The sequence below is a fragment of the Nocardia sp. BSTN01 genome (genome assembly GCF_015354405.1).
GTDB lineage: Bacteria > Actinomycetota > Actinomycetes > Mycobacteriales > Mycobacteriaceae > Nocardia.
On the sequence record NZ_JADKYP010000013.1, the window covers coordinates 1 to 22,054 of the forward strand.

The window sequence follows — 22,054 nt, forward strand, 5'->3', positions numbered from 1 at the left end:
AATCCCGCAACAATCGGCGAGGTTTGCACGATTTCTTCACCCGGCACGAGCATCGTCACGCACCGTGGCCGGAGAGACGACGATCAGGGATGGGCGCGCTCGCGAACCGCCACCCCCATGGTCCCCGCCACCCACCGGCGGGCCCGTGCGTGGAATTCGCGCGCGAGGCCCGCCCCCGGCGCCCAGCTGTCGAATCCGTGGGGCGCGCCCGGCACGATGTCGAGCTCCACCTCCACACCCGCCGCGCGAAGACGCTCCGCATAGGCCACGTCCTCATCGTGGAACAGGTCGATGGTGCCGACGCCGATCCAGGTGGGCGGGGTGCCGGTGAGGTCGTCGCGGCGGGCGGCGACGGCGAATTCGGGCACGTTCGCGCTGCCGGGTGGGATGGCGAGGTAGCTGCTCCAGCCGTAGAGGTTGTTGTCGTTGGTCCAGCCGAGATGCCGCAGATCGTCCAGGTCGCGGCGGGCGGCGGTGCGGTCGTCGAGCATCGGCGCGCTCAGCCAGAGGGCGGCGGGGCGGGAGCCGCCGTCGGCGACCAGCCGCTGGCACAGGCAGGCAGCCAGGCCGCCACCGGCGCTCTGTCCGCCGAGCACCACCCGGGCGGGGTCGACTCCGAATCGGGAAGCGTTGCGCTGCAACCACATCCATGCGATCCAGCAGTCCTGCAGGGGAGCCGGGAAGGGATGTTCGGGTGCGAGGCGGTAGTCGACCGAGACGATCGTGACGCCGAGGTCGCGGGCGGTGATCGAGCAGAAGGTGTCGTCCTGAACCGGGCTGCCGAGGACGTAGCCGCCGCCGTGAACCCACAACACCGCGACCGGCGAATGTGCACCGGTGGGGCGATAGATCCGCAGCGGTACGCGGCCGGCCGCGAGATGCTCGATGCGCACGCCCGCGATTCGCCGGGCGGGCCGGTGGGCGGCGGCCAGGCGCACCAGGCGTAATGCCCAGCGGCGGCCGATCGCCAGCGGCGGCAACCAGCGCGCGGGTCCGCGCAGTTCCGGCGCTACGAGAGACAGGTCCATCGCGATCTCCTTCTCACACCCGAAACGAAACTATAGTTCGGACAGGTGTCCCACAGCGGCCGATTGCCGGGTAGCGCAGCCACATTCACCCGGGGCAGACGATCCGCACCGAGGGCGGCCGGAGGAATTGCGACCGCGCGGGCACCACCGCGAGCAGGCTCTTGCGCCGCGCGAGGGCCACCGCGTGCCCGACGGCGCCGAAGGGCAGGTGCTGCCACGTCCAGTTGCAGCCGTGCGGCGACAGCAGCATCGCGGTCTGCGCGAAATCGGCATGTTCGACCTGTTCGGCGTCGACGAACATGCCGACCATGATCGAACTCACCAGCGCCGGAGCCAGCGTCCCGTCACAGACGACATGCACGGTCCCGTCGCGGCCGACATAGCGTGCGGCCCAATCCAATACGACACGCCGCCGGGCCACCCGCCCGGTGACGAGCGCGACGACCTCGGATTCGCAGCGCGGAGACATCTCAGCCGTGGGGACCCTCCAGAATCGTCACCGCCGACACCGCCGTGGGGCCACCGAGGTTGTGCGCCAACCCGATTCGCGCCCCGTCGACCTGGTTGACGGCGTGGCCGCGCAACTGCTCGAACAACTCCACGCATTGCGCCACACCCGTCGCCCCCGGCGGATGGCCCTTGGATTTCAATCCGCCGCTCGGATTCACCGGCAGCGCACCGCCCACGCTGGTCGCGCCCGTGTCGACCAGTTTGCAGGCCTCGAAACGGTCGGCGAAGCCGAGGTCCTCGTAACTGATCAACTCGATGCCGGTGAAGAAGTCGTGCACCTCCGCGACATCGATATCGGCCGGGGTCAGCCCCGCCATCGCGAAGGCCTGTTTCGCGGCGCGGACCGTCGCCGGGAAGCTGGTCATATCCCGTTTGTGCTGGTGCATCACCGAATCCAGGCCCAGGCCCACTCCCCGGATCCAGACCGGCCGATCCGTGTAGCGGTCCACCACGTCGTCGGCGGCGAGGATCAGTGCGGCGGCGCCGTCGCTCTGCGGGGCGCAGTCGTACACGCCGAACGGATCCACCACCGTCGGAGCCGCGAGAACCTGCTCCAATGAGATCTCGAAACGCAAGCGCGCCTTGGGATTCGACACGCCGTGCCGGTGGTTCTTCACCGCGATCATGCCCAGATGTTCGCGCCCGGCCGGGGATTCGTGCAGATAGCGGGCGACGTGCAGGGCGAAGCCGGCCGGTGCGATCAGGCCCAGGGGATAGTCCCACGCCATATCGCGGGTCATCGCCTCCCACTCCCAGAGCATGTCCTTGGAGGCCGTTTCGCGGAGTTTGTCCGCGCCGATGACGAGTGCCACATCGCAGGCGCCGGAGGCGATGCCGAACAGGGCGTTGCGCACCGCGTCATTGCCGGTGGCACACGAGTTCTCGACCCGCGTGACCGGCAGGTCCGGCACGCCGAGCACGTCGGCCAGAATGCCCGACGGGAATCCGTCCGGGGTGCCCATCGCGCCGAACCACGCCGCCTGCAGGTCGGATTTCGCGATGCCCTTGTCCACCGACGCCGCGCAGTCGGCGAACGCCATCGGCAGCAGATCCTTGATGCCGAGCGCGAAATGCTCGGCGAACGGTGTCATCCCCGCGCCGACCAGTGCCACCCGTCTCATGCCGCCTCCGTAATCTGCGGGAGCGCCCGCACCCCGGTCGGCGCCACGAGCGCTGCGCGATTGTGTCTCATGCCGCCTCCGAATCCGGCTCGAATGCGTACCCGTAGTCCGGCACCCCCGAGCGCACCGCGACCCGGCGCAGCACCATGCGCCCGCGGTCGCCGATGCGGACCGTGCCGGGATCGGTTCCGGTGACCTTCACCAGTGCCCGCACGTCCACCTCGTCGAGTTCGACGATCACCAGCGAATACGGCGTCCGCAACCCGGGTACCGGCACGTGGACCGTCACCTCGGTGTACACGGTTCCGGTGCGCGGCAACGGAATCAGCGTGTAGTCGGTGCTGAGCCGGCCGTCCTCGCCGAGGCTGTAGCGCGGCGGGAAATCCAGCTCGTCGCGGCCCGGGTGGCGACCGGCCTCCCAGCGCACCTTGGCCTCGAAGGCGCGCTCGTAGGCGGCCAGCGAGATCGGGATGTCGGCACCCGGCACCGCGACCGCCTCCGGTTCGGCTCGCACCGCCGGTTCCCGCCGATACACCCGCACCGGCCCCGCAGACACCGTGACCCCCGACAGACTGGCCTGCTCGACCCCGACGAGCAGACCCGTCTGTCCCCAGTCGGCCAGTGCCGCAAGGGCGAACAGACTCGACCCGGCCCCCGTCGTCGGCAGTCGCGGCGGATCGCCGACGCACAGGTGAGCCGCCTGCGCGTGGTCGACGCCCGATACGATCACCGGCGTATCCACCCACGCTGCCGCCAGCGATGCCAGCAGGCCCCGCTCGTGCAGCAGCCGCGGATCGCCGTAGTCGTGGACGTCGCCGGTGGCATTGCGGGTGCGCACCGGCAGACTGCGCGCCACCCGGGCCGCGGTCCGCACCGCCAGTCCGCGCTCGGCGACCAGGGCCGCCGCCGCACCGGCCGGATCCAGGTCGACGCCGATGATCAGCGTGCGCGGGCGGGCGGAACTGAGCGCGTCGAGTGTCGCGGGCGCGCCGCCGAGTCGTTCGATCACCTCGAGTTCGGGATCCAGACCCAGCCCGGCCAGCAGCACCGCGGCATTGCTGCTCTCCAGCAGCGGTAGATCCCGGCTCACCACGACGACGCGCTCGACGTAGGCGGTGGCGCGCGGGGCGCCCGACAGGGCGGCCCGCCCGGCCTCCACCGCCAGGGTCACCGCATCCTCGTCCGCGCCGGGAACGCGGCCCCGAGGTCCACCCCAGCAGGGCAGATAGGTTCCGATCGATGCGACACAGGGCATGCCCTCAGCCTTCCTGTGTGGAAACTACGTGATGGCGCCGGCGGTCTTGAGCGCGATGATGCGATCCCAGTCCAACCCCAGCTCCAGCAGTACTTCCTCGGTGTGCGCCGCGAATTCCGGCCCGGGTCCGGTATCGGGTGCGGTGAGATCGAATTGCACCGGATTGGCGACCATTTCGAGGCTGCCGACCTGCACCAGGTAGTCGTTGGCGCGAATCTGCGGATCGGAGCCGACCTGCAGGCTGTCCTGTACCGGCGCCCACGGCCCGGCCATGGTCGCCAGCTTCTCGGTCCATTCGGCGAGGGTGCGCTGTCCGATCGCCTCGCGCAGAATCGCCACGCCCGCTTCGGTATTGGCGGCGATCGACTCCGCGGTGGCGAAGCGCGGGTCGTCGGCCAGCTCCGGGCGATCGATATGGCGCATGACGTCGGCCCAGAACTTGGTGGGCTGCAACATGACCAGCGAGAGATAGCGGCCGTCGGCGGTTTCGTAGAGGCCCGAGAGCGGATTGGTCGGCGCCCCGTGCGAACCGGGTGCGGGCGCGATCAACGGCTGCCGCAGATGCGCCGACAGCGCGATGGTGTGGCCCATGGACCACAGGCCGCTGCCCAGCAGCGAGACGTCGACCACCGACGGTTCGCCGGTCCGTTCGCGTTTCAGCAGCGCCGCCGCGATGCCGCCGGCGAGATTCGTTCCGGAGATGGTGTCGCCGAAGGCCGGGCCGGGCGGGGAGATCAGGCCGTCCATCCCTTCCGGGGTGATGGTCGCGGCGACCGAGCCGCGGCACCAGAAGGCGGTCATATCGAAACCGCCCTTGGTCGATTCCTCGCCGCGCGGTCCCAGCGCGCTGCCGCGCGCGTAGACGATATCCGGCTTCACCGCGCGGATGTCGTCGACGTCGATACCGAATTTTGCGCGGGCCTGCGGCAGGAAGCTGGTGAGGAACACATCGGCCGTCTTGGCCAGCTCGTAGATCACCTCGCGCCCCTCGGGGACCGACATGTCCAGTCCGATACTGCGTTTGCCGCGATTGGCGTGCTCGATATTGGGGTTCGGATCGCCCTCGACCTTCAACCGGCCGATCTGGCGCAACCCACGTTGCGGATCACCGGTGCGGGCGTGCTCCACCTTCACCACGTCCGCACCCCATTCGGCCAGTACCGCACCGGCCGAGGGGACGAACCCGTACATCGCGACCTCGAGGACGCGGATGCCGTCCAGGGGTTTGCCGCCGCTCATCAGGCCACCACCGCCGCGAAGGACTTCTGCTCGAGGAACTCCTCGATGCCGGCCACTCCCATCTCCCGGCCGATGCCCGACTGCTTGTAGCCGCCGAAGGGGACATCGGGGTGAAAGTAGTTGCCGCCGTTGATACTCATCGTTCCGGTGCGGATGCGCCGCGCCACCGCCAGCGCTCGGCCCTCGTCGGCGGAGAACACGCCGCCCGACAGTCCGTAGATGGAGTTGTTGGCGATGCGAACCGCATCCTCGTCGTCCTCGAACGGGATCAGGGCCAGCACCGGCCCGAACACCTCTTCCTGGGCGATCTCGCTGTCCGGGTCGACGCCCGCGAGCAGGGTCGGGGCGTAGAAATAGCCCGGGTCCACCTTCTCCCCGCCGTACACCAGTTTCGCCCCGGCCTCCACCGCGCGCTGCACGAGGCCGTGCACCTTGTCACGCTGGCGTTCCGAAATCAGCGGGCCCATATAGTTTTTCGGGTCGCCCGGATCGCCGTAGCTCACCTTGGACATGAATCCGGCGACCATCTCGGCCACCTCGTCGTGGCGTTCGCGTGGCACCAGCATGCGGGTGGTGATGGCGCAGCCCTGCCCGGCGTGGCTGCAGATGCTGAAGGCTCCGAACATCGCGGCGGTGCCGAAATCGGCGTCGTCGAGCACGACCATCGCGGATTTGCCGCCCAGTTCCAGGAAGACCCGTTTGAGCGAATCACCCGCCGCCGACATGATCTGGCGGCCGACCGCGGTGGATCCGGTGAAGCTGACGACGTCGACATCACGATGGGTGGTCAGCGTCCTGCCCACCTCGATATCCGATCCGGACAGCACGTTCACCACGCCCGCCGGAATGTCGGTGTGCGCACCGATCACCTCGCCGAGCGCGAGTGTGGCCAGTGGCGTGTCGGGTGCGCCCTTGAGCACCACGGTGCAGCCGGCCGCCAGCGCCGGCGCCAGTTTCGCCAGCGCCAGCTGATGCGGATAGTTGTAGGCCGCGATGGCCGCGACCACACCGGAGGCCTCGCGCTCCACCCAGCGGCGGTGCATCCGGCCGCGGTCCTCCACCTCGCCCAGCTCCTCGGTGCGCGGGTAGGTGCGGGTGAGACCGGCGAAGTAGTTCACGATTTCGAACGGCGTCTCGAGCTGATTGGCGTGCGTCATCATCCGGGTCGCGCCGACCTCGGCGATGGTCAGCTCGCGCAGGTCCTCGACGTTGGCGCGCAGTGCCGCGTAGAACTGCTCGAGGCAGTGCGCGCGGAATTCGGTGTTCGTGGACCAGTCGGTGGTGTCGAAGGCCCGGCGCGCGGCCGCGATCGCCGCCTCGGTATCGGCGATGCTCGCCTCGGGCGCGTAACCGTAGACCTCTCCGGTAGCCGGGTTGAGTGAGGCGAAACTGCGCTCCCCCGCGACGAGTTCACCGTCGATCAGCATTCGTCTGGTGACGGCGCGCCCGTCGCCGGCCGTCGCGTTGCCCTGTGGCATCCCGTCTCCTCGTTCTATGGAAATTCCATTCTCAGCAATGGAGAATAATGTATCCGAGAGAGTTCGGGCCCAGCAATGGCCGAACGCGCCGAACCGGACGGCTCGACCACCTCCCCGATCCCGGAACGAGCACGAATCCAGGGAAACCTTGCGGAGAAACCGCGAGCGAGAGTACGGTTCTCACATTCGGAAGGGAGATTCTTGTGGTTGAGACGACAGCGTTGAACCCCACCATCGGAGTGGAGGTCACCGGGGTCGAAGATCTGCACGACGACACGGTGATCAGCCGGTGCCTCGAGGCCCTGAAGTGGCGCGGCGTGCTGGTGGTCCGCGGACTGCATCTCGACGACGAGGCCCAGCTGGCGTTCTGCCGGCGACTGGGCACCGTCCTCGCCCCCGGCGGTCGCGAAATCTTCACCATCACACTGAATCCCGAGAAGAACCGGGCCGCGAAATACCTCGAGGGCACCTTCTTCTGGCATATCGACGACACCACCAACGACGTGCCGGCCAAGGCGACCGTGCTCACCGCACGGCACGTGGCGATGGAAGGCGGCGGCACCCAGTTCGCCAGCACCTACGCCGCCTACGAAGGTCTCTCGGAAGCCGAACGCAAGCGCTACGACACCCTGCGCGTAGTGCACAGCTTCGAGGCCTCCCAGCGGCTCGTGCACCCCGACCCGACCCCCGAGCAGGTCGCCGACTGGCGCCAATTGCCCACGCACGAAACATCATTGGTGTGGCAGCGCCGCGACGGCCGCCGTTCGCTGGTCATCGGCGCCACCGCCGACCACATCGTGGGCATGGACGCGGCGGAGAGCCGCGCACTGCTCGACGAACTGCTGGAGTGGTCGACCCAGCCGCGCTTCTCCTACACCCACGACTGGGCGGTGGGCGATCTGGTGGTGTGGGACAACACCGGCATCCTGCACCGCGCCCTGCATTACGACGCGAGCTCCGAACGCGAACTGCACCGCACCACGATCGCCGGAGCCGAACCGTGGGCGTGAGAACAGCGGTGGTCACCGGCGGCGCGTCCGGGATCGGCCTGGCGGTGGCGAATCGGTTGCGCGCCGACGGTTTTCAGGTCGCCACCCTCGACATCAAACCCGGCGACTCCGAATTCGACCACACCGCCGACGTCACCGACCGCGCCCAGATCGACGCCGCGCTCACCGCGATCCGCGAGCGGCTGGGCCCGGTGACGGTGCTGGTGAACTCCGCCGGCGCGGAGGGCTATCGCCGGTTCGCGAATCTGAGCTTCGAACAGTGGGAGCGCACCATCGCGGTGAACCTGCACGGGGTGTTCCACACCATCCAGGCCGTCCTGCCCGATATGCGGGCCGCCCGGTGGGGCCGGATCGTCAACATCTCCTCCTCCAGCACCCATTCCGGGCAACCGTTCATGTCGCACTACGTCTCGGCGAAGTCGGCGGTCAACGGGCTCACGAAATCGCTGGCGCTGGAACTGGGCCCCGAAGGTATCACCGTGAACGCGGTCCCACCCGGGTTCATCGATACCCCGATGCTGCGCAAGACCGAACAGGCGCAGCTGCTCGGCGGAACCATCGATGACCACATCGCCCGCACTCCGGTCCGCCGGGTCGGCCGGCCCGAGGACATCGCCGCCGCCTGCGCGTTCCTCGTCTCCGAGGAAGCCGGCTACATCACCGGCCAGATCCTCGGCGTCAACGGGGGCCGCAACACGTAACCGGCGCGGAACGCGCTGAGGCACAACACAACCGAAAGGACCACCAGTGGGACGCGTGGAAGGCAAAGTCGCCCTCGTCACCGGTGCCGCACGAGGACAGGGCCGCAGTCATGCGGTGAAACTGGCGTCCGAGGGCGCCGACATCATCGCCGTCGACATCTGCCGGGACATCGAGACCATCGGCTATGCGATGGCGCGGCCGGAAGACCTCGAGGAAACCGAACGACTGGTGGAGAAGACCGGCCGCCGGATCGTCGCCGTGCAGGCCGACGTCCGTGATATCGCCGCACTGCGCGACGCGGTGAAACGCGGCGTCGACGAACTGGGGCATCTGGATGTCGTGGTGGCCCAGGCCGGTATCGCCGGCATGAAGGGCGAACCGCAGTGGCAGGCCTGGACCGACGTCATCGACACCAACCTGATCGGCGTGATCAACACCGTGCACGCCGCACTGCCGTATCTGGACACCGGCGCCTCGATCATCGCCACCGGCTCGACCGCGGCGCTGATGGATGTGGCCAAGGTCGATCAGCCCGGTAAGGATCCCGGCGGCATCGCCTATATGGTCGCCAAGCGCGGACTGTCGATGTACATGCACGAGTTGGCGACTCATATCGCCGCGCGCAACATCCGCGCCAATGTCATCCACCCGACCAACTGCAATACGGACATGTTGCGGAGCGAGCCGATGTATCGCTCGTTCCGGCCCGACCTCGAGAAGCCGACCCTGCAGGACGCGCAGCCCGCCTTCCACGTGCAGCAGGCGATGCCGGTGCCGTGGATCGAACCGGAGGACACCAGCAACATGGTGCTGTTCCTGGCCTCCGACGAATCCCGCTACGTCACCGGCATGCAGATGCGGGTGGACGCCGGCGGATACCTCAAGTGGTACGACTATCACATCTAAGGGGAGAACCGTGAAGGTGCGCGTAGATCCGGAGCGCTGCCAGGGACACACCCTGTGCGCCATGGTCGCTCCGAAGTCGTTCGTACTCAGTGAAATCGACGGCCACTCCTCGGCGGTCAGCGAGGACGTTCCGCCCGATCAGGAGGAACAGGTCCGCGAGGCCGCCCAGTCGTGCCCGGAACGAGCGATCACCATCACCTGAGAGGAACGCCGTGACCGCCGAGAACATCACCGCGGCCGGACCGGCGGACGACGAGCGGAAACAACCGCTGTACTCGTTCGACCGGTATGCCCCGGAATATCGCGACAATTTCCTGTCCATCACCCAGGACATGCAGCAGCACTGCCCGATCGCCTGGTCGGATACCCACGGCGGTCACTGGGTCGCCGCCGGCAATCGCGAGGTCTTCGAGCTCGCCCGCTGCCCCTACGTGTCCAACGATCACGATCCCGTCGGGGAACGCCGTGGCTACCAAGGGATTTCGATTCCCAAGCCGCCACGCGCCGCCGCCATCCGGGGCGGGATCCTGGAGATGGACGAGCCCGAGCATCGCGAATTGCGGTCGGCGCTCAATCCGTATCTGTCCCCGGCGGCGGTCAACCGCTGGATTCCGTTCATCGACGAGGTCGTGCGCGCGGCGATCGACGAGAAGATCGAATCGGGCCGCATCGATTTCGTCGACGATCTGGCCAATATCGTGCCCGCCGTTCTCACGTTGGCGATGCTCGGTATCCCGCTGAAGAAGTGGACGGTCTACAACGAACCGGTCCACGCCGCGGTCTATACCCCGCCCGATTCGCCGGATATCGAGCGGATCACCGCGATGCACCGGGAAATGGGACTGGATCTGCTCAACAATCTGATCGAGATCAAGGAGAATCCGCGGCCCGGCATGATCGACGCGGTGGTGCGGGCCACGGTCAACGGCGCTCAGCTGCCCGACCTCGAGATGCTCGGCATGCTGGCGCTGATCATCGGCGGCGGTTTCGACACCACGACCGCGCTGACCGCGCATTCGCTGGAATGGTTGTCGGAGCATCCGGATCAGCGCGAGATCCTCAGCACGGAACGCGAGACCCTGCTCGATTCGGCGACCGAGGAATTCCTGCGGTACTACACGCCGGCCCCGGGCGACGGCCGGACCATCGCCGAGGACTGCGAGGTGGTCGGCACGCGATTCGCCGAGGGCGATCGGCTGTGGCTGTCGTGGGCGATGGCCAACCGCGATCCGTCGATCTTCGAGGACCCCAACGAGATCGTGCTGGACCGGCATCGCAACCGGCACTACAGCTTCGGGCTCGGCATCCACCGTTGCATCGGATCGAATCTGGCCCGCACGGTGTTCAAGCGGATGCTGCTGGCGGTGCTGGACCGGATGCCGGACTACCGCTGCGACCCCGAAACCACGGTGCACTACGACACCATCGCGGTCATCCAGGGCATGCGGCATCTGCCGGCGACCTTCACCCCCGGCCCGCGCCTGGGCGAGGGGCTCGACGCGACGCTGGAGAAGTTGCAGGCGATCTGCGAGGAGCAACAGCTCGCGGCGCCGGTGACCGCCCGCAAGGAACAGGCCGACATCCACTGATCCGCGCGCACAGCCGCATTCGCAGATCGCACCGACAAGCAGGAGGCGTGAGGTGACCACCGCGTCCGGGCGGCCGCTACCGCAGCTCACCGCGCAGAACGAGTTCTTCTGGACCGCCGGCGCCGACGATCGGCTGCGGATTCAGCAGTGCCGGACCTGCGCCGAGCTGATTCATCCGCCGCAGCCGGTGTGCCGTCATTGCCGCGGCACCGATATGGGTGTGCGTGAGGTCTCCGGGGAGGCGACGCTCATCGGCTTCACGCACAACCAGCGGTTCGGATTGCCCGGGTTGCCGCCGCCGTACGTGGTCGGTCAGGTCGCACTGGTGGAGGATCCGCGAATTCGCCTGACCACCACAGTCATCGGCTGCGAGGCCGCCGATCTGGTGCTGGGCATGCGGATGGAAGTCGTGTTCGAACAGCACGAGGACGTGTGGCTGCCGCTGTTCCGGCCCACGGCCGAGCAGCCGGAACCTGCGCCGCTGCCCGCCGACGACATCGACCCGGACCGCTTCGCCGAGCACGTGCGCCCCCGCGTCTGCACGGCCAAATTCGAGGACCGGGTGGCGCTCACCGGCATCGGGATGTCCGATATCGGACGGCGGCTGATGGTGCCCCCGCTGGCATTGACCGTGCAGGCGTGCGAGCGTGCCGTCGCCGATGCCGGACTCACCATGGCCGATATCGACGGGCTCTCCTCGTATCCGGGCGGCGGAAATGTGGGCGGATTCGGCGAGGGCGGGGTGACCGCGCTCGAATCAGCGCTGGGATTGCGACCGACCTGGCACAACGGCGGCATCGAAACCTTCGGGCCCGGTGGCTCGGTGATCGCGGCGATGCTGGCCGTCGCGGGCGGGCTGGCACGGCACGTACTGTGCTTCCGGACCGTCTGGGAGGCCACCTACAACGAGCTGATCCGCACCGGCTCGACGGCACAGCTGGGCGGCGGCCGCACCACCAGCTGGCAGCTGCCGTTCGGCGCGACCTCGGCGGCGCACACCCTCGCCCAGAACGCGCAACGCCACTTCCATCGCTACGGCACGACCAAGGAGACGCTGGGCTGGATCGCGCTGAACCAGCGTGCCAATGCCGCACTGAATCCCACTGCGGTGTATCGGGATCCGCTCACGATGGACGATTACCTGTCGGCGCGGCCGGTGACGAGTCCGTTCGGCCTCTACGACTGCGACGTGCCCTGTGACGGCGCGGTGGCGGTGATCGTCTCGGCCGTGGAGACCGCCGCCGACCTTGCCGAACCACCCGTCTACGTGGAGGCCGTCGGCACACAGATCCTCGAGCGGGTGGAGTGGGATCAGAGCACCCTCACCCACGAGCCACAGGTGCTCGGTCAGTCGGCACATCTGTGGTCGCGCACCGATCTCCGGCCCGAGGACGTCGACGTCGCCGAACTCTACGACGGCTTCAGCTTCAACTGCCTGTCCTGGATCGAGGCGCTGGGATTCTGCAAGATCGGCGAGGCCAAGGACTTCCTCGACGGCGGGAAAAACATTGCGCGCGACGGCATGCTGCCGCTCAACACGCACGGCGGACAACTCTCGCACGGGCGCACCCACGGCATGGGCCTGATCCACGAGGCGGTCGCCCAGCTGCGCGGTGAATGCGGGCCGCGTCAGGTCGCCGGCGCACGGGTGGCGGTCACAAGCAGTGGTGGGCTCACGCCCAGTGGCGTGCTGTTGCTGCGGAGCGAGCGATGACCGTGGAAGCGCCGCGATCCGCAGCCCTCGTACCGGCGGCATCGTCCGAGCGGGGAATCGCCGGCCACCGGGCAGGCGGGCTCGAACCGCCGGGCGTCCCCGAGCAGGTGGTGGCCGAGGCGGACGGGATCGCGGTGTCGGGACTGTTGCTGCGGGCGCGCGAGCCCCGTGCGGTGCTGGTCGCGTTGCACGGGGGCGCGACGACCGCCGCCTATTTCGACTGTCCGGGCCACCCCGAGTTGTCGCTGCTGCGCGTCGCGGCGGAGCTCGGCTTCACCGTGCTGGCTCTGGACCGGCCCGGTTACGGCGCGTCGGCACCGTTCACGGACCGGCTCTGGGATCCGCAGCATCGTGTCGACCTGATGTATTCCGCTGTCACGCAGCTGGTTCCGGATGCCGGCCGGGGCGCGGGCACCTTCGTGATCGCCCATTCCGCCGGGTGTGAACTGGCATTGCGGATGGCCGCCGACCGTCGGGGAGGCGCGTTGCTGGGTATCGAATTGGCCGGTACCGGACGGGAATTCGCTGCGGCTGCCCGGCAGGTATTGATGGGGCCGCGGGGGCCGGTCGAGCGACCGCGCGGACTCGCCGACCTGCTGTGGCGGCCCGCTTCGCTGTATCCGCCGGATGTGGTCGGCGGTGCGGCGCTCGCCGCCGTCGGTCCGCGACTCGAGGCCGCCGCGGTCACGGATTGGGCCGATACCCAATTTCCGGCCCTGGCCACCCGGGTACGTATTCCGGTGCGCTTCACCCTCGGCGATCACGAGCGGGTGTGGCGCAACGATTCCGACGCGATGACACAGGTCGGCGCCACGTTCACCGCGGCGTCGCGAGTGGTACTCAACCGCCAGCCCGGCAGTGGCCACAACCTCAGCGTCGGACGTTCCGCTCGCGCATACCACCTGGGAGTGCTGGGTTTCGCGGAGGAATGCCTGCTGGGCGCGAGAGACAGTTTCGACTGTCTCCCGGAACAATTCGATGGGCCCGAACCGTTCCGGCCCGGAAGGTGAGGTGAGGCGTGCACGCATCCGACACAGCGCTGTTCTTGGTGCGCCTGGTGATCGGCGCGACGATGATCGCGCACGGCTACAACCATTGGCGCGGCGGTGGCCGCATCGACGGAACCGCCCGCTGGTTCGCCGGGCTCGGGTTGCGCAACGGCATCCTGCAGGCCTGGCTGAGTGTGGTCACCGAAATCGGCGCGGGCGCATTGCTGATCGTGGGCCTGTTCACGCCGCTGGCGTGTGCGGCGATCATCTCGGTGATGCTGGTCGCGGGGCTGCTGGCGCATCGCCCGAACGGATTCTTCGTCTTCAAGGAGGGCTACGAGTACGTCCTCGTGCTCGCGGTCACCGCGTTGGCGACGGCCATGCTCGGCCCGGGACGGCTCTCGCTCGACCACGCCACCGATATCGAGGTCGTCGGCTGGGCCGGTGGTGCGATCGCGGCCGGGGTCGCGGTGATCGCGACGGCCGGGCTGCTCGCGACCTTCTGGCGTCCGGCGCCGGCTCCCGCGCACCAGCCGGAACCCACAGCGTGACAGCGGCATTCGACGGAAGAGGTGCGGACATGCGAGTCGGATTCATCGGATTGGGCAGTCAGGGTGGCCCCATGGCGCGGCGAATCATCGCGGCCGGATATCCGACCACACTGTGGGCACGGCGGGCCGCGACCCTGGAGGCGTTCGCCGATACCGGCGCGGCGACCGCCGAAACTCCGGCGGCACTGGGCGCCGACAGCGATCTGGTCTGTGTCTGCGTGGTCGGCGACGACGACGTGCGCGAGGTCCTCACCGGCGAACACGGCGTACTGGCGGGCATGTCGGCGGGCGGTGTGGTGGCCGTCCACAGCACCGTCCATCCCGACACCTGCCGCGACGTGGCGAAAACCGCCGCCGTCCAGGGTATTTCACTGATCGACGCACCGGTCAGCGGCGGCGGACCCGCCGCGGAGGCCGGACGGCTCCTGGTGATGGCCGGTGGTGACGCCGAGGTGGTACAACGCTGCCGCCCCGTATTCGACAGCTACGCCGACCCGGTGGTGCATCTCGGCGACGTCGGCTCCGGTCAGGTCACCAAACTGCTCAACAATCTGCTGTTCACCGCCAACCTCGCGACCGCGATGAGCACCTTCGCCCTGGGCGCCGGCCTGGGTGTGGATCCGGCCCGGCTGGGCGAGGTGATCGCGCACGGCACCGCGAACAGTTTCGCACTCGGGCGCATCGTGGACGCCGGAGTGAGTCTCGACCGGCTCGCCCAGTACGCAGGGGCACTGCTGCGCAAGGACGTCTCCCTGATCGCCGGTCTGGCCGATGCGGCCGGGGCCGACGCCGGCGTCGTCCTCACCGCCGCGGACGCCACCCTGGCGCTGATGAACCAGCAGCGGTGACCCGGATGCGGATCGGATTCGTCGGCGCCGGGCGGATGGGCCTGCCGATGGTGCGGCGGCTCGCCGCGGCCGGGCACGAAGTGCGGGTCACGGTGCGACGCGACGACATTCACACTGCTGTGAGCGAGGCGGGCGCGCACCCGGTGGACACCGCCGCCGCGGCCGCCGAGGGCGCCGACGCGGTACTGGTGTGCCTGTTCTCCGACGATCAGGTGCGCGAGGTTTGTCTCGACGGTGACCTGACCGCGGCCATGGCGCCCGGAGCGATCCTCGCCCTGCACACCACCGGCGATCCGCGCACCGCGCAAGCCGTTGCCGCACAGGCGGTTCCGCATGCCGTGCGGGTGGCCGACGCGCCGGTCAGCGGCGGACCGCACGATATCGCCGCGGGTGCGCTGACGGTCTTCGTCGGCGCCGACGACGACACCGCCGCCGACCTGCGGCCGGTGCTGTCGTGCTATGCCGATCCGATCCTGCACGTCGGCCCGCTCGGCGCGGGTCAGCGGGTGAAACTCGTCAACAACGCTCTGTTCGCGGCACAGGCGGGACTGGTCGCCGCGGCGGTGCGGCTGGCCGGCCAGTTGGGCGTCACGGAAGCGGCATTGCTCTCGGCGCTCCCGCACGCCAGTTCCTCCGGACGTGTCGTGACCAGCATGGCCGCGAAGAAATCGGTGGCCGAATTCGGCGCTGTGGTCGGCGAATTCCTGCGCAAGGACGTCGCCGTGGTCCGCGCCCTCACCACCGAACTCGGCGGCACCCTCGGCGTACTCGACGCCGCCATTTCCGCCGCCCCCTTCGGCCGCGACGACAACGCCGCCCCGCACGTCGGCACCCGCTGACCGCGCCGCGCCGGCTCCGTCACCTGTCACGCGGGCAGGAGCGGCGCGCGGCATCCTCCCCACGGCCCGCCTGCGCCCGAAATCCGGCTCGGCGGGACCGATCATGCTCGTAACCCTTGCTCGATCAGCGACCATCCGCGGGCGGCCAGCACCCGGCGCTCCTGCGCCCCGGTCCGCGTCAGCAGCGCGGCCAGCATCGCCAGCGCGAGCATGAGGTCTTGACACGTCAGATCGGCGCGGACCCGGCCGCGCGCCCGAGCGGTGTCGAGATGATCGCCCAGCAGTGCCGCCACCCGGCTGCTCATCCGCGCCAGCCGCCCGTCGGTGAGCGACGGGTCGATCAATTCGATGAACGCGATCGAGGTCACCACCTGGTCCACGATGCGTTCCAGGAGCTGGTCCAGTCCGGTATCCGGCTGTGCCGCATAGGCTTCCAGCCCCACCACATTGTCCTCGAAGACCGCCAGCGCGAGCGATTCCCGGTCGGCGAAGTGCCGGTACAGACTGCCCTGCCCGACGCCCGCGCGCCGGGCGATCAGATTCAGCGGAGCCTCGAAACCCGATTCGGCGAACACCTCGCGGGCGGCGGCGATCAGAGCCGCTCGATTGGCGGCGGCCGCACCGGGTCCACGATTCCCTCGACGCTGCTCGGTCACCGGCCTACACTACCAACCGGACAGTGATGTCCGGTTGAAACGGCGACGTCGACACGTGCCGGCGGGCCCGCAGCGCACCGAGGAGGGAACACCGTTGAGCACCAGCAATTTTCACAACCGGGTGGCCATCGTCACGGGCGCCGGCTCCGGGATCGGGCGGGCCATGGCCATCGCATTCGCCAAATGCGGCGCCATGGTCGTGGCGGCCGATATCAGTTCCGACGGCGCCCAGGGTACCGCCGCGGAGATCGGCGCGGCCGCGATTCCGGTAGTCATCGACATCTCCGACGAAATCGACGTCGCCCGCGCCACCCGCACCGCGATGGACACCTTCGGCCGTATCGACGTGCTGTGCAACAACGCCGGGATCATGGACAAGATGGCACTACCGGCCGACACCCCGGTGACCACCTGGGAACGCACGGTCGCGGTCAACCTCACCGGCACCTTTCTCATGACCCGGGCGGTGCTGCCCCATATGCTCGACCAGGGCATCGGTTCGATCGTCAACACCGCCTCGGAGGCCGGAATCCGCGGCGGCGCAGCGGGAATCGCCTACACCGCCGCCAAACACGGAGTGGTGGGGCTGACCCGCAATGTGGCCTGGATCCATGCCGGGGACGGCATCCGATGTAATGCGATCCTGCCCGGCCCGACGATGACCGGCATCGCCGGGCCCACCCCGGAATGGGATCTCGACGGGGTGACCCGGCTGCAGCCGGTGATGTCGCTGATGCGCGGTATCGCCGAACCCGAGCAGATGGCCGAGGTGGCCGTCTTCCTCGCCTCCGACGCCGCCTCGTTCATCAACGGCGCGGTGGTCCCGGTGGACGGCGGCTGGTCGGCCGGTTGACCCGGCCGACCAGCGTCTCAGGCCCGTGTCGCGACCGGTTCGGCGACCTCGGTGGCGGTGGCGGGCGCGTTCGGGCGCCGCATCGGGATGAGCGACGCCAGTGCCGCGGCCAGCACCGCGACCCCGCAACCGATGAACAGACCGGTCCGGAAACCACCCTCCGTCGGCACACTGTGGCCGTGGAAGTCCATACTCATCTGGGCCAGCACCACACCGATCACCGCGGCCGACACCGAGGTACCGATCGATCGCATGAGGGTGTTGAAACTGTTGGCGGATGCGGTTTCCGACAGCGGCACCGACGACATGATCAGCGCGGGCATCGCACCGTAGGCCAGCCCGACGCCGCCGTTGATCACGCAGATCGCCACCAGCAGACCCCAGGTCGAACCCATCAGGGCCGTGGTGAGGCCGTATCCGGCCGCGATCACCAGCGCACCGGCGGTGAGCGTGACCTTGGGCCCGCGGGCCGCCGAGAGCCGGGCGCCCAACGGCGAGATCGCCATCATCATCAGGCCGGAGGGGGCCATCCACAGACCCATCGCCATCATGGATTGTCCGAGCCCGTACCCGGTTTCGGTCGGCAACTGCAGCAGCTGCGGCACGATCAGCGACGACGAGTACATCGCGATACCGATCACCACCGAGGCGGCGTTGGTGAGCAGCACCGGCGGCCGGGCGGTGACCCGCAGGTCGACCAGCGGATCGTTGATTCGCAATTCCCACCAGCCCCAGATCAGCAACACCACCGCCGCGGCCACGAACAGTCCCACGGTGGTGGCACTCCCCCAGCCCCAGGTCCCGCCCTTGGACACCGCGAGCAGTAACGCCACGAGACCGGCGCCGAGTCCGACCGCTCCGGCGTAGTCGAACCCACCGCTGCCACGCACCGCGGACTCCGGCACCGCCACCCACACCGCGGCGGCGATCAGCGCGCTCAGCACCGCGGCGCCCCAGAACAGCACCCGCCAGTTCGAATGTTCGGCGACCGCAGCCGACAGCGGAAGGCCCAGGGCGCCACCGATTCCCAGCGAGGCACTCAGCAACGCGACCGCCGAGCCCAGCTTCTCGGCGGGCAGCACGTCGCGCATCACGCTGATTCCGAGCGGAATGATGCCCACGCCCATACCCTGCAGGCCGCGCCCGATGATCATCGGCAGCACCGAGGCCGACAGCGCACACACGATCGAACCGGCGATCAGCGGAATCGTGGACAGCAACAGGATGCGGCGCTTGCCGTAGAGATCGCCGAGGCGGCCGGCCACCGGGGTGGTCACCGCCGCGACCAGCAGCGTCGAGGTCACGATCCACGAGGCATTCGACGGTGTCGTATGCAGCAACTGCGGGAACTGCGCGATCAACGGAATCACGAGGGTCTGCATGACCGAGGCGATGATTCCGGCGAATGCCAGCACCCCGACGATCGAGCTCGACCGGTCGGCGTCCGGCTTGGTCATGTCCACATCTCCCTTTTCCACCTCTGCGATATGTATTATGCACACACAATGTATCATGCACATTCAGGAGCCGGTCACCCGCGCGGCCTGTGATGCCGGTCTCGGTCGCGCACGAGAGGAGGGCGATATGGAACGACCCGTCGCCGCAGTCGAATTCGAAACCATGCTGCTCAGCCGCTATCAGATGATCCGGCGCGATCGGTGCGGTCTCGAGCGCAGCGCCTACGTCCTGCTGAGCCGGCTGACGATGCAGGGGCCGATGTCGATCGGACAGCTCAGCGCCGCCTTCGGCCTCGACACATCCACCCTCAACCGGCAGACGGCGGCGTTGGTGCGCGCCGGGCTGGTGGACCGCATCGCCGATCCGGACGGCGGTCTGGCTCGCAAGTTCCGGGTCACCGAGGCCGGCGCCCGCCGGCTGGAAGAGACCGTGTCCGCGACGGTCGCGAGCCTGGACCGCGTGCTGCACACCTGGCCCGCCGCCGATGTCGCGGAATTCGCGATCTATCTGCGCCGGCTCAACACCGATATCGAGCGTCTCGACGGCCGGCCGTGGCCGCGCCCGGACTGATCCGGACATCGGCACAGGCCTGCCGGATTCGCCGGACCAGATCGGCCATCTCGTCGTCCGGCATATCGCGCGGCGGTGCGAACGACAGTCGCGTGAGCAGGCCACCGAAGCGGTCCGCCGGCCGGCGCGGCAGCTCGTGCACCGCGGCGACGACAGCGAAGGCGTCGACCATATCGTCGGTGATCGACTCCGCCATCCGATCCCAGCGTCCGGCTTTCGACAGTGCGGTCAGTTCCGCGTTCACCGCGCCCCACCCGTGCAGATCGAACAGCGCACGGTAGGCCGGCGTGGAGGCGTAGAAGGCCAGCCGGCGCCGCAGCGTCGCGATACCGCGTTCGATCCGCTCGTCGGTGCCCGTGACGACGAAAGGTGTGGCGACGACCTCGAGTCCCGTGTCGCGGCGGCGCCGAGCGCGGGCAACGTGCGTTCTCGGATCCAGCGGGCGGTGGTGAAACCGTGACAGAGGAATCCGTCGGCGACCTCGGCCGCGACCCGAGTCATGGCCGGGCCGACACCCGCGAGCAGAATCGGCGGCGGGCCGAATTCGTGTGCGGGCGGTACGAAGTCGCGCGGCATCAGGGTATGGCGGGTGAATTCACCCTCGAATGCCAGCTCCGCTCCCTCGTGCCAGTGCGCCCAGACCGCCCGCAGGGCGTGGACGTATTCACGCATCCGCGCGGCCGGACGATCGGCCGGCATCACGAAGCGGCGCTCGATATGCGCGCGCGCCTGCGAACCGAGGCCCAGGTGCAGGCGTCCGCCGGAGAAGCGTGGGTCCGAGTCCGGCCGCTCCCCCGGATCGGGCCCCGGGCGCGGACCCGACGGCCTGTTCCGATTCCTGCCGGTGGTCGACATTCCGGTCATCGGCGCGATCAACGGCGCACGTGTCGCGGGCGGGCTGGAACTGGCGCTGCAGTGCACCTTTCTCGTCGCCTGGTCGCCCGGCACCACCCGCATGGCCGAGTACGGGGCGCGGGTGATCGAACGAGGCCGCGAGCAGATGCGCGGACGGCTCAGATGACCCGGCTTTCGTGGCCGGCCCAATAGCGTTGCCGCAGTAGTCGTTTGTACAGTTTGCCGTTCGGGTCCCGGGGCAGCTCGGTGGTGAAGTCCACGCTCCGCGGGCACTTGTACCCGGCGAGTTCGGCGTGGCACCGGGCGATCAGCTCGGCAGCCAGCGCCGGGCCCGCGGAGGCCGAATCCACCGGCTGCACCACGGCTTTCACCGCCTCTCCCATCTCCGGGTCGGGTACGCCGATCACGGCGACGTCGAGCACCGCGGGGTGGGCGGCGAGCACGTTCTCGGCCTCCTGCGGGTAGATGTTCACGCCGCCGGAGACGATCATGTGTGAGAGCCGGTCGGTCAGATACAGGAAGCCGTCCTCGTCGAGACGGCCGATATCACCGAGGGTGCGCCATCCGTTCGGTCCGGTCGCGGCGGCCGTGCGCTCGGGATCGTTGTGATAGTCGAACGGCCGCCCGCCCTCGAAATACACGACCCCGGTCTCACCCACCGCCACCGGTTGCCCGTCCGCCCCGACGATATGACAGGGCTGCGCCGGGCGGCCGACCGATCCCGGATGAGTCAGCCAATCCTGCGCGCCGATGTAGGTATTGCCGATGTCCTCGGTGCCCGAGTAGTACTCGTTGACGATCGGGCCCAGCCAGTCGATCATCTGCCGCTTGACCGGCACGGGGCAGGGTGCCGCGGAATGCACCACATCGACCAGGCTCGACATGTCGTACCGCCGCCGTTCGGCCTCGGGTAGCCGCAGCATCCGCACGAACATCGTCGGCACCATCTGGGTGTGGGTGACTCGGTGGCGTTCGATCAGTTCCAGGCAGCGGCGCGGATCGAACCGTTCCATCACCACCACGGTGGCGCCGAGGCGCTGCCACGACATCGCGAACACCAGCGGTGCGGCGTGATACAGCGGGGCGGGCGAGAGGTAGACCGCGTCCTGGCGAGCGCCCGCGGCGAGCAGACCGCGCGCGATCTGCACGGGCGGAGCCTGCGGATCGCCCAGCGGCGTCGCGGGCAGCGGTTTGCGCACTCCCTTCGGGCGTCCGGTGGTGCCGCCGGAATACAGCATCTCCCGGCCCTCGCATTCGTCCGGCAGCCGGTCACCGGATTCGGCGGCGAGCAGGTCGTCGTAGCGTTCGAAACCGTCCAGATCGCCTGCGGCGCAAATCTTCACCGCGATCCGGCGCAGATCCAGCCCGGCCACCACCTCGGCCTGCGCCGCCGTGGTCACCAGTGCGATCGCGCCGCAGTCGTCGAGGATGTGCTGCACCTCGCCCGCGCGCAGATGCCGGTTGATCGCCGTGTAATACAGCCCGCAACGCTGTGCGGCCCAAGCGATTTCGAGAAATGAGCGGGTATTCTCGGCCAGAATCGCGAGATGGCCGCCGACCGCGAGACCGCGGCGGCGCAGGGCCTGCGCACCGGCGCGCGACCGCTGTTCCAGCTGTGCGTAGGTCACCGTCTCGCCGCTGTCGCCCATCACGATAGCGGGCCGATCGGGGCAGCGTTCGGCGTACCGGCCCGGAGTCATCGGTGCGGCATTCATCGGCAGTCTCCCGTACCGTCCACAGCATGCGAAGAATTGAATTCACGCTTTGCGAGAATGCTACTCGCGAGAGGTTAGCCTGCGTTTCATCTTCCACTATCCGGACCGGCGGACCCGACGGCGACGTCCTCGACGCCGGCCCGCTGCGCGAGGTCGCGATCACCGCCG

The 22,054-nt window shown here is 68.8% G+C and carries 22 protein-coding genes and 1 pseudogene; 13 read left to right on the forward strand and 10 right to left on the reverse strand.

Going from position 1 to position 22,054, the window contains the following annotated elements; translation table 11 throughout:
• Positions 1-83 precede the first annotated feature (83 nt).
• From IRT45_RS13375 to IRT45_RS13400, 6 genes are all read right to left on the reverse strand, one after another.
• Positions 84-1,028, reverse strand: coding sequence for an alpha/beta hydrolase (locus IRT45_RS13375; RefSeq protein WP_194806178.1), 945 nt, complete (start codon positions 1,026-1,028; stop codon positions 84-86).
• An 85-nt stretch (positions 1,029-1,113) separates the two neighbouring features.
• Positions 1,114-1,497 carry a hypothetical protein gene (locus tag IRT45_RS13380; RefSeq protein ID WP_194806179.1) on the reverse strand — a complete coding sequence of 128 codons (384 nt, stop codon included), beginning with the start codon at positions 1,495-1,497 and terminating at the stop codon, positions 1,114-1,116.
• A gap of 1 nt (position 1,498) precedes the next feature.
• Positions 1,499-2,659 (reverse strand): thiolase family protein, encoded by a 1,161-nt coding sequence (locus IRT45_RS13385; RefSeq protein WP_194806180.1) that lies wholly within the window; start codon positions 2,657-2,659, stop codon positions 1,499-1,501.
• A 67-nt stretch (positions 2,660-2,726) separates the two neighbouring features.
• On the reverse strand, positions 2,727-3,914 hold the full coding sequence (locus IRT45_RS13390; RefSeq protein WP_194806181.1) for an OB-fold domain-containing protein: 1,188 nt from the start codon (positions 3,912-3,914) through the stop codon (positions 2,727-2,729).
• Between the two features lie 24 nt (positions 3,915-3,938).
• Positions 3,939-5,153: a CaiB/BaiF CoA-transferase family protein gene (locus IRT45_RS13395; RefSeq protein ID WP_194806182.1), complete on the reverse strand. Its 1,215-nt coding sequence runs from the start codon at positions 5,151-5,153 to the stop codon at positions 3,939-3,941.
• On the reverse strand, positions 5,153-6,631 hold the full coding sequence (locus IRT45_RS13400; protein WP_194806183.1) for an aldehyde dehydrogenase family protein: 1,479 nt from the start codon (positions 6,629-6,631) through the stop codon (positions 5,153-5,155). The genes IRT45_RS13395 and IRT45_RS13400 overlap by 1 nt, the downstream gene beginning before the upstream one ends.
• 203 nt (positions 6,632-6,834) lie before the next feature.
• On the opposite strand from IRT45_RS13400, the gene IRT45_RS13405 reads away from it, so the two are divergent.
• From IRT45_RS13405 to IRT45_RS13450, 10 genes are read left to right on the forward strand one after another with little or no spacing between them, the layout of a single operon-like run.
• Entirely contained in the window at positions 6,835-7,641 is an 807-nt protein-coding gene (locus IRT45_RS13405; protein ID WP_194806184.1) for a TauD/TfdA family dioxygenase, read from the forward strand.
• Complete coding sequence (locus tag IRT45_RS13410) at positions 7,638-8,342, forward strand: SDR family NAD(P)-dependent oxidoreductase (RefSeq protein ID WP_194806287.1); 705 nt, start codon at positions 7,638-7,640, stop codon at positions 8,340-8,342. The genes IRT45_RS13405 and IRT45_RS13410 overlap by 4 nt, the downstream gene beginning before the upstream one ends.
• A gap of 46 nt (positions 8,343-8,388) precedes the next feature.
• A complete protein-coding gene (locus IRT45_RS13415; RefSeq protein ID WP_039783446.1) occupies positions 8,389-9,249 on the forward strand; it encodes a mycofactocin-coupled SDR family oxidoreductase in 861 nt (286 codons plus the stop codon).
• 10 nt (positions 9,250-9,259) lie between these two features.
• A complete protein-coding gene (locus IRT45_RS13420) occupies positions 9,260-9,451 on the forward strand; it encodes a ferredoxin (RefSeq protein ID WP_030517538.1) in 192 nt (63 codons plus the stop codon).
• A 10-nt stretch (positions 9,452-9,461) separates the two neighbouring features.
• Positions 9,462-10,838 carry a cytochrome P450 gene (locus tag IRT45_RS13425; protein WP_309240938.1) on the forward strand — a complete coding sequence of 459 codons (1,377 nt, stop codon included), beginning with the start codon at positions 9,462-9,464 and terminating at the stop codon, positions 10,836-10,838.
• A gap of 52 nt (positions 10,839-10,890) precedes the next feature.
• Entirely contained in the window at positions 10,891-12,552 is a 1,662-nt protein-coding gene (locus IRT45_RS13430) for a zinc ribbon domain-containing protein (RefSeq protein ID WP_194806185.1), read from the forward strand.
• On the forward strand, positions 12,549-13,562 hold the full coding sequence (locus IRT45_RS13435; RefSeq protein ID WP_228534298.1) for an alpha/beta fold hydrolase: 1,014 nt from the start codon (positions 12,549-12,551) through the stop codon (positions 13,560-13,562). The genes IRT45_RS13430 and IRT45_RS13435 overlap by 4 nt, the downstream gene beginning before the upstream one ends.
• An 8-nt stretch (positions 13,563-13,570) precedes the next feature.
• Positions 13,571-14,092 carry a DoxX family protein gene (locus IRT45_RS13440; protein ID WP_194806186.1) on the forward strand — a complete coding sequence of 174 codons (522 nt, stop codon included), beginning with the start codon at positions 13,571-13,573 and terminating at the stop codon, positions 14,090-14,092.
• Positions 14,093-14,121: 29 nt separating this feature from the next.
• Positions 14,122-14,940 carry an NAD(P)-dependent oxidoreductase gene (locus tag IRT45_RS13445; protein ID WP_194806187.1) on the forward strand — a complete coding sequence of 273 codons (819 nt, stop codon included), beginning with the start codon at positions 14,122-14,124 and terminating at the stop codon, positions 14,938-14,940.
• Between the two features lie 5 nt (positions 14,941-14,945).
• Entirely contained in the window at positions 14,946-15,779 is an 834-nt protein-coding gene (locus tag IRT45_RS13450; RefSeq protein ID WP_194806188.1) for an NAD(P)-dependent oxidoreductase, read from the forward strand.
• Positions 15,780-15,880: 101 nt separating this feature from the next.
• On the opposite strand, the gene IRT45_RS13455 is transcribed toward IRT45_RS13450, so the two are convergent.
• Positions 15,881-16,435: a TetR/AcrR family transcriptional regulator gene (locus IRT45_RS13455; RefSeq protein ID WP_194806189.1), complete on the reverse strand. Its 555-nt coding sequence runs from the start codon at positions 16,433-16,435 to the stop codon at positions 15,881-15,883.
• 94 nt (positions 16,436-16,529) lie between these two features.
• Here IRT45_RS13455 and IRT45_RS13460 point away from each other — a divergent pair, with 94 nt between their 5' ends.
• On the forward strand, positions 16,530-17,288 hold the full coding sequence (locus IRT45_RS13460) for an SDR family NAD(P)-dependent oxidoreductase (RefSeq protein ID WP_194806190.1): 759 nt from the start codon (positions 16,530-16,532) through the stop codon (positions 17,286-17,288).
• A gap of 17 nt (positions 17,289-17,305) precedes the next feature.
• Here the strand turns inward: IRT45_RS13460 and IRT45_RS13465 are convergent, their stop codons facing one another.
• Positions 17,306-18,745 carry an MFS transporter gene (locus IRT45_RS13465; RefSeq protein WP_194806191.1) on the reverse strand — a complete coding sequence of 480 codons (1,440 nt, stop codon included), beginning with the start codon at positions 18,743-18,745 and terminating at the stop codon, positions 17,306-17,308.
• Between the two features lie 127 nt (positions 18,746-18,872).
• Here IRT45_RS13465 and IRT45_RS13470 point away from each other — a divergent pair, with 127 nt between their 5' ends.
• Positions 18,873-19,316, forward strand: a complete 444-nt coding sequence (locus IRT45_RS13470; protein ID WP_194806192.1) for a MarR family winged helix-turn-helix transcriptional regulator — start codon at positions 18,873-18,875, stop codon at positions 19,314-19,316.
• On the opposite strand, the pseudogene IRT45_RS37485 reads toward IRT45_RS13470, so the two are convergent.
• Positions 19,264-20,180: pseudogene (locus IRT45_RS37485) on the reverse strand (TIGR03617 family F420-dependent LLM class oxidoreductase). The gene IRT45_RS13470 and the pseudogene IRT45_RS37485 overlap by 53 nt on opposite strands.
• Here IRT45_RS37485 and IRT45_RS38000 point away from each other — a divergent pair.
• The gene (locus tag IRT45_RS38000; RefSeq protein WP_375540097.1) at positions 20,161-20,337 is read left to right on the forward strand and encodes a hypothetical protein; all 177 of its coding nucleotides are present in this window, start codon (positions 20,161-20,163) and stop codon (positions 20,335-20,337) included. The pseudogene IRT45_RS37485 and the gene IRT45_RS38000 overlap by 20 nt on opposite strands.
• Here the strand turns inward: IRT45_RS38000 and IRT45_RS13480 are convergent.
• On the reverse strand, positions 20,330-21,886 hold the full coding sequence (locus tag IRT45_RS13480; protein ID WP_228534299.1) for an acyl-CoA synthetase: 1,557 nt from the start codon (positions 21,884-21,886) through the stop codon (positions 20,330-20,332). The genes IRT45_RS38000 and IRT45_RS13480 overlap by 8 nt on opposite strands.
• Positions 21,887-22,054: the final 168 nt, after the last annotated feature.